This is a genomic window from Vibrio sp. 1557 (assembly GCF_033340175.1).
Taxonomy (GTDB): Bacteria; Pseudomonadota; Gammaproteobacteria; order Enterobacterales; family Vibrionaceae; genus Vibrio; species Vibrio alginolyticus.
In genome coordinates this window covers 1-1284 of sequence record NZ_JAWOVZ010000163.1, presented here as the reverse complement: position 1 = coordinate 1284, position 1284 = coordinate 1, and the positions used below count along the sequence as shown (strand labels likewise).

The following is a 1284-nucleotide window of genomic DNA, read 5'->3' as shown; positions in this document are numbered from 1 at the left end:
TGACGAAAATCGCATGGGAATATGATGTGCAGGTCATCATTGAAGGCCCTGGCCATATTCCAATGCATATGATTAAAGAAAATATGGACCAACAGTTGGAACACTGTCATGAAGCGCCATTCTACACCTTGGGTCCTCTAACGACAGATATAGCTCCGGGTTATGACCATATTACATCCGGTATTGGCGCGGCGATGATTGGTTGGTATGGCTGCGCTATGTTGTGTTACGTGACCCCTAAGGAGCACTTGGGGCTTCCAAATAAAGAAGACGTTAAAACCGGTATGATCACCTACAAGCTAGCTGCGCATGCTGCGGATTTAGCAAAAGGGCATCCTGGAGCACAAGTTCGTGACAATGCTTTATCAAAGGCACGTTTTGAATTCCGCTGGGAAGACCAATTTAACCTCGCTTTAGACCCCGATACCGCACGTGCATTTCATGATGAAACGCTGCCGCAAGAGTCTGGAAAAGTAGCGCACTTCTGCTCAATGTGCGGCCCTAAATTCTGCTCAATGAAGATTTCTCAAGAAGTCAGGGAGTATGCCAAAGATACAGAGCAAGTTGCCGCGGATCAGGCGATTTCTATCAAGATGTTAGATGACCCGATGGAAGGCATGCGTAAGAAGTCTGAAGAGTTTCGTGCGACAGGTTCCGAGCTTTATCACCCAGCCGTGCACGCCGAGGCGGATGAGTAATGGCTAAAATCCTTATTCCATCGTCGTTAATTCCGCTGACAGGATCTGTTCAGCAGTGCTTATTGTTGGCGAAAGAACAGGGTTTTAGTATTGATGAGATTGAGTTGGGCGTAAGCCCGACTCAATTTATTCAACTTGTTCTTGGGCAAAATACCTTTCGTGTAGGTACCGATCTGATTGACGTATGTGAGGAAGCAGAGACTGCCGATTTTGTGCTTTACTACCAATCAGGTCTATCGGTTTCAGAATGTCGCCAACAACCATCCTCGGCCATTTTTATTGGTATTGAAGACGTAGAGTCTAAGCACGATGATTCTGTTGAAACGACAAGCGCGGACGTGTTGGATATCTGGCGCCATCCGATTAATGATGAAATAAGAGCTCTGTCAGTTGCTTCTACTTCTAGAACTACAACTCTTCAAACCGATCAACACTTAGCGTGGACAGTAACGCTGCTTGCTCTCGATTTTCCTATTGAAGACGCTTTGACCTTAGCGCGCGCAATGACGAATGTTTCACGTGAAACACTCGTGAATGGTGAAACAATGGTTAAGCAGGACTGGGCATCTCAGTTTGCTGACTTTCC

At 46.3% G+C, this 1284-nt stretch carries 1 protein-coding gene and 1 pseudogene; both read left to right on the top strand.

The window, feature by feature from the left end; all coding sequences use genetic code 11:
- Positions 1–698, top strand: a 698-nt coding sequence (locus R7070_RS25525; protein ID WP_318141428.1) for a phosphomethylpyrimidine synthase ThiC, incomplete at its 5' end; no start/stop codon positions are given.
- Positions 698–1284: pseudogene (gene thiE / locus R7070_RS25520) on the top strand (thiamine phosphate synthase); the annotation flags it as partial. The gene R7070_RS25525 and the pseudogene thiE, both read left to right, overlap by 1 nt.